This window comes from Tissierellales bacterium (assembly GCA_025210965.1).
Taxonomy (GTDB): domain Bacteria; phylum Bacillota; class Clostridia; order Tissierellales; family JAOAQY01; genus JAOAQY01.
Map to the genome: position 1 here is coordinate 1 of JAOAQY010000182.1, position 6,434 is coordinate 6,434.

7 protein-coding genes and 1 other annotated feature are annotated in these 6,434 nt (G+C 32.9%); all 7 genes read left to right on the plus strand.

The window, feature by feature from the left end:
- Positions 1–56: 56 nt before the first annotated feature.
- Positions 57–300 (plus strand) — a binding site (T-box leader).
- Positions 301–461: 161 nt separating this feature from the next.
- Positions 462–1,643: a tryptophan synthase subunit beta gene (trpB, locus tag N4A40_13370; GenBank protein MCT4662847.1), complete on the plus strand. Its 1,182-nt coding sequence runs from the start codon at positions 462–464 to the stop codon at positions 1,641–1,643.
- A 160-nt stretch (positions 1,644–1,803) separates the two neighbouring features.
- A complete protein-coding gene (locus N4A40_13375; GenBank protein MCT4662848.1) occupies positions 1,804–3,135 on the plus strand; it encodes a hypothetical protein in 1,332 nt (443 codons plus the stop codon).
- A gap of 19 nt (positions 3,136–3,154) precedes the next feature.
- Positions 3,155–4,489 carry a sodium-dependent transporter gene (locus N4A40_13380; GenBank protein ID MCT4662849.1) on the plus strand — a complete coding sequence of 445 codons (1,335 nt, stop codon included), beginning with the start codon at positions 3,155–3,157 and terminating at the stop codon, positions 4,487–4,489.
- A gap of 259 nt (positions 4,490–4,748) precedes the next feature.
- Positions 4,749–5,255 carry a DUF3990 domain-containing protein gene (locus tag N4A40_13385; GenBank protein MCT4662850.1) on the plus strand — a complete coding sequence of 169 codons (507 nt, stop codon included), beginning with the start codon at positions 4,749–4,751 and terminating at the stop codon, positions 5,253–5,255.
- Positions 5,248–5,484 carry a hypothetical protein gene (locus N4A40_13390; protein ID MCT4662851.1) on the plus strand — a complete coding sequence of 79 codons (237 nt, stop codon included), beginning with the start codon at positions 5,248–5,250 and terminating at the stop codon, positions 5,482–5,484. The genes N4A40_13385 and N4A40_13390 overlap by 8 nt, the downstream gene beginning before the upstream one ends.
- Before the next feature lie 10 nt (positions 5,485–5,494).
- Complete coding sequence (locus N4A40_13395; protein MCT4662852.1) at positions 5,495–5,716, plus strand: DUF3791 domain-containing protein; 222 nt, start codon at positions 5,495–5,497, stop codon at positions 5,714–5,716.
- Positions 5,717–5,812: 96 nt separating this feature from the next.
- The coding region (locus N4A40_13400) for an MFS transporter (GenBank protein ID MCT4662853.1) at positions 5,813–6,434 on the plus strand (622 nt) is incomplete at its 3' end.

The window sequence follows — 6,434 nt, forward strand, 5'->3', positions numbered from 1 at the left end:
AAAAAAGCCTTTGACAAACTAAAGTATTAGATATATAATAACTTCCAAGATCATATTATAAAGCGTTGAGTAAGAGGAGTAGCTATAGAAAAGGATCAAAGAGAGCTAGCGGTGGTGAGAGTCTAGTATTTGGATCTGTGGTGAATGGGCTTACGAGTTGAAGCTGAAATTGTAGTAGGCGACACGGGCATCTCCCGTTATAGAGATAGGATATCGGACAATAGTTTCCCGTATCTGAAAGAGTGGGTTGATTTTTGAATTGACCAATCGAGGTGGTACCACGCAAATAGCGTCCTCTATGTGTTTATAGCACATAGAGGACTTTTTTAGTTTATTTTAGAAAATGGAACTTGCAAGGCATTTTCTAGGTTAAACCTCTTTTATTTCCGGAAATAGAAACAAAAGCGCTGAAATGATCCTAAAAAAACAGATATTAATGTAAATTTAGGAGGAGATTTAAAATGTTAGAAAATAATAATGGTTACTTTGGAGAATTTGGTGGAAGTTTTGTACCTAAAGAATTAGATTCAGTGTTAAAAGAGGTTGAAAAGAATTTTTACAAGAACATAAATGATGAAACGTTTTTAGAAGAATTAAAATATTATCAAAAGCAATATATCGGAAGAGAAAATCCACTATATCACGCAGAGCGACTTTCAAAAAGCATTGGCGGGGCAAAGATATATTTAAAAAGGGAAGATCTGAATCATACAGGAGCTCACAAGATAAACAATGCCATAGGTCAAGCACTTTTAGCCAAGCGTATGGGGAAAAATAGAATCATCGCAGAGACAGGAGCTGGTCAGCATGGAGTGGCAACGGCTACAGTTTGTGCATTATTTGGAATGGATTGTACGATATATATGGGAGAGATAGATACGAAGAGACAGGCGCTAAATGTATTTAGAATGGAACTTCTAGGAGCAAAAGTAGTAGCAGTAACGAGCGGAACAGCTACACTAAAAGATGCAGTAGATGCAGCTCTTGAAGACTTTGTGAAAAATGCAGATGATACATTCTATCTTTTAGGTTCAGCCGTAGGTCCACATCCTTATCCAACTATGGTTAGAGAATTTCAAAGTGTGATAGGAAAAGAAGCTAGAGAGCAGATACTAGAATGCGAGGGGAAATTGCCAGATTATCTAGTTGCAGCAGTAGGTGGTGGAAGTAATGCCATAGGTTTATTTCATCCATTTGTAAATGATGAATCAGTAAAAATAATAGGAGTAGAACCGGCTGGAAAAGGACTAGATACAAAAGATCACGCAGCATCTCTTACTAAAGGGACTATAGGGGTGATTCATGGATTTAAATGCTATACACTTCAAGATGATAATGGAGAGCCACTTCCGGTACATTCTATAGCTGCAGGACTTGACTACCCAGGAGTAGGGCCAGAGCATAGCTATTACAAAGCGACAAATAGAGCAGAATATAAATCCATTACAGATGATGAAGCTATGAAAGCATTCTTTGAATTATCAAAAACAGAAGGTATAATACCGGCGATAGAGAGTGCCCATGCCATAGCAGAGGGAATAAAACTTGCAGAAACATTAGATGAGAGTAAAATAATCATAATAAATTTATCTGGGCGCGGTGACAAAGATGTAGCTCAGGTGAGAGAGATGATAAGTAAATAGAGATCTGAAAAAACGAGGAGTTTAAGCAAATTAATTGGAATAATATTTAAGAAGCATAATTAATATATATAGATTATAGTTAGCTAAAAATGAATTTCTAATTCTTTAAAATTAAGAATTAGAAATTCCAAAAGTATACTATTATTAAGGAGGAAAGGAATTGGTCGGAAGTTTATATCATCCATTGATTGAAGAGGGATTGACAACTCTGAAAATAAGATATGATTATAGAACAGATAAAGAATATATAATCGCAGCTAAAGAGTGGGAAGAGGACATTGACTGGAGTGAATTCAATAGAACATTTTATACGAACAGCTTATTAACGGAAAATGATTTGTGGTTGAATAACAAACAAACAAGGGAATTGTTTGCAAAATATGGACAAACAGAGTATTTGAATGAAGTATTTGCTTTACTTAGAAAAGGTAAGTTTCATGGATTGGATTGCTATTACAGTAAATATAAAGATATCAGATTTATTGCGAATTTACACAGCACTAATTTAGGTGTAAATAGTAAAGATTACGCATTATATACGGGTGGAATTAGGAGGCATACTAGAGATGAAAAAGAGATTGAGGTAATTAAAGATGGTTTAAATTTAGGACGTGCTCAAAGTTTTAAAAATGCTCTTGCAAAACTCCATTGGGGAGGTGGGAAAATAACAGTTATTGCCGATGAAGTAGATCTTAATGACAAAAAAGAATTAGGCTTTCTAGCATTTGCAATTGACCGTGTTAAGTTTACAACAGGTCCTGATATGAGATATCCAGTGGAGCTGGCAGATGTACTCAAAGAATATTCTGCGTATATAAGCGCTGGTTCTAAAAATCCAATTGGACCATCGGGACCACCCACTGCTTGGGGTGTTCATAAAGCCATGAATGAAGCAATAAAGTTCCATTTTGGAAAACGAAATGCAAAAGGAATGAAAGTAGCGGTTATGGGTCTAGGATCTGTTGGATATTCTCAAGCAGAATTTTTGATTGAAGATGGTGCGGAATTAATTGTATGTGATATTAATGAAGAGTTGTCTAAGAAGTTAGTAACTCAATATCCTTATGCTGAGATTGAAGTGGTAAATTATAAAGATATTCTAGATATAGAGGCGGATATTCTTGTACCAAGTGCTATCGGGGGGTTTCTTACTGAAGAAGTAATAAATAGAGTGAAATTCTGTATGATTTTTGGTGGAGCTAACAATCAATTATTTGCTACTAATAAAGAAGAAGAAATTAGACTTGCAGGTTTATTAAAAGAGAGAGGGATTTTATATCAGGAATGCTGGATTCAAAACATTGGTGGTGTCATATCCGGTATGGAAATGTATACGAAAGGTGATAAAGCGGATAAAGTTACAACTATGGATAGAATAGGCATTCTATGTGCAGAAATTACTAGAAATAATTTAAATGGAGCGGCTAAATTGAATATTACACCAACAGAACATGCATATAATACTATTGAGGGACTAATATTTAAATGTTAGTGAAATGAAAGGGGATTTAATGGTTAATCGAAAAGTTATGAATGTTGAAATGAAAAGAAAAACTTTTAGCTCTCAACTTGGATTTATGCTTGCAACGATAGGCTTTTCAGTTGGTGTTGGAACAATTTGGAGATTTCCATATATTTGTGGTAAATATGGTGGTGGATTATTTTTACTCACATATATATTAATGATGATTATAATTGGTATTCCTTTGTTTTCAGCGGAAGTTTCAATGGGGCTGGCAACGAGGCAAACACCAGTTGGTGCATATAAGAAGATTGCACCTAAAAAAAGTTGGCATATAGTAGGATGGTTTCACATGATTTGTATTATTATGATTATAGGATATACAGCACCGGTATATGCTTGGATTATTCATTACGTATATGCAACTTTGTTTGGTATTTTTGATGGCATGAAGTCATCTGAAATTATAAATTATTTCGAAGTATTTATCTCGAATAAGTCATTGGTTTTTAGTTTGTTTTTAGTAAATACGTTAGTTACTATGATGGTTGTTAGAAATGATTTGCAAAGTGGACTTGAGAAAATATCTAAAATACTACTACCTATTTTAACAGTTATTATAGCTACTTTGATAATTGTTGGACTTCGGTTAGAGGGAGGAATGGAAGGTTTAAAATTTTTTTTCACTATAAATTTTGAATCATTTTCTATTGAAGGGGTACTAGTAGCACTTGGTCAGACTTTTTTTTCATTAGGAATAGCAATGGCTGTTGCTATGATCTTTGGAAGTTATCAAAACCAAGACAAATTAAATGTTATTAAGAACTCAACAATAGTAGTTTTTTCAACAATCATTGTTGCTATAGCATCAGGGATGATGATTTTTCCTATGGCATCAGCTTTTGGAGTAGAGATGAGTGCTGGTTCAGAATTAACGTTTATTACAATGCCAAATATATTCAATCAGATGCTAAAAGGTAGACTTTGGGGAACCATTTTTTATATAGGATTCTATATTGCTGCATTTTCATCAGGTGTTGCAGGGTGGGAAGCTGTGATTTCATTTTTTATGGAGCAGTTTAATATAACTAGAAGAAAAGGATTATTTACAACATTCATTGCAGTATGTTTAATCAGCGTCCCATCCATACTGTCAGGTTTTATGTTTAATTTATTTGATATGTTAGTTAATAATTTATTTCTAATTAGTGGAGCGTTTGCTATGAGCGTTTTTATTGGCTGGTTTTGGGGAATAGATAATATGGCAAAAACATGCAATATTGAGAAAAACACATTAGGTTACTATTTTCTGAAGTTGACTGTAAAATATGCATCGCCAATCATAGTTTTCATCTTATCATTAAGCTTTTTCAAAGTAATTTAAAATAAATACAGTGTTACCTTTTATTTTTATTAGTTTGTAAATATATGAATTGAATTTTAAAAAGTAAATATTATCAACTAATCATAATAAATTTATATGTGCGCGGTGACAAAGATGTAGTTCAGGTGAGAGAGATGATAAGTAAATAGAGATCTGAAAAAACGAGAAGTTTAAGCAAATTAATTGGAATTTGCTTAAACTTTTTTGCTTTGATAAAAGAAAAAATCTAGGGTAAAATATAAATAGTAGGAGGGCTAATATGAGTGAGAAAATAATGTGGTTGTATCATGGTAGTGATGTTATTGTTAAGAAGCCTCGGATAATAGAGAGTAATAGATTATTGGACTTTGGCACAGGGTTTTATACTACTACAAATAAGAATCAAGCTATTAGATGGTCTCAAAAAGTAATGGCACGAAATAACTCCGAATCATCATATTTATCTGTATATAAATTTCAAGCTGAGAAAGAAATTAAAATAAAAAAATTTGAAAAGCCAGATAAAGAATGGCTAGATTTTATAACTGCAAACAGAAATGGTACATATATGGAAGAAGAGTATGATATTATATGGGGACCAGTTGCAGACGATAATGTATATTTGACTGTTAAACTTTTTGAAACTGGAGTTTTGAGCAAAGAAGAAGCTTTAAAAAGACTGAAGGTTGAAAAGTTATTTGATCAAGTGCTCTTTCATAGCGAAAAAGCATTGAAGTGTTGTGAGTTTTATAATTTTGAAATTATTGGAGGTGATGTATTTGAATAGTGCACAGTTTGATTCAGTGTTTTCGATATTAATTGCTGCATTGGTGGAAAAAATTAAAAATCAGTTAGATCTATCAGATCAAAAGGCACTAGAAGAGCTTTACAATTCACCCTTGTATGAATTATTAGAAAGAGAAGAAACTAAATTTTGGCAGTATAGTACAGAAAAGTTATTCGAATTATTCAAGGAGCAAAAAGAGACAAATCACATGACCTATCCACAGATTTGAGGTGAGCTATATGGGAAAGGAAATTCAATTTACTGTTTTTTGCATTGAAAGCTATAAAGTAGCACATAATTTAACTGGAAAAAAAACTCTAGAGTTGTTTAAGGAATATGAAGTATTTAGCTATATTGATTCTTTTTATGATTTATTGCATAGCACTGGAGCAGGATATTTGGTTAAAGACATAGATAAATATATAGAGAATAGAAGAAATAAAAAATATCCAACAAATTAATTGTAATTTGTTGGATATTTTTATGCGAATTAATTCGGGTTTACAAATATTGTTAAATAATATATAATTTACAGTAAAATAAACGGGAGGATTGATATGCATATAAATTCTAAGCTTTTTAAAAATGGAAACTTTGTGAAAATGGCAATTGGAGATTTCATTTCTGATATAGGCTCGGGGATAAGGATAGTAGCGCTACCGCTCTATACATTTGGAGCTACAAATTCATACTTGATGACAGCACTCATGGCCATCGCAGGTGTATTACCTCAAATATTACTTAGTTCTCATGCTGGTTCGATTGCCGATAGGAGAGATAGAAAGCAAATAATGGCTATGTGTAATTTCTATAGAGCTATACTATGTATAGTATTTACACTACTAATAGATAGGATAGGAATCGAGATGGTATTTGTTTTCAATTTTTTGATGAGTCTTGGAAATATATTTTACAATCCACCATCGCAGGCTATATTGCCAGAGTTAGTTGGTGAAGAAGAGCTGACAGATGCAAATTCTATATCAAGCTTTTTAAACAATACAGCGCTTTTAGCGGGACCGGCACTTGGCGGAATACTATCATTAGAAAATGCAATAATGATAGATGGACTTAGCTTTTTAGTTGCAGGAATTATGATACTAAGCATGAAATACAAGTCCGAATTCATAGCAAATAATATAAAAACTAGTTTCAAAGACAATGTAAAAGTAACACTTG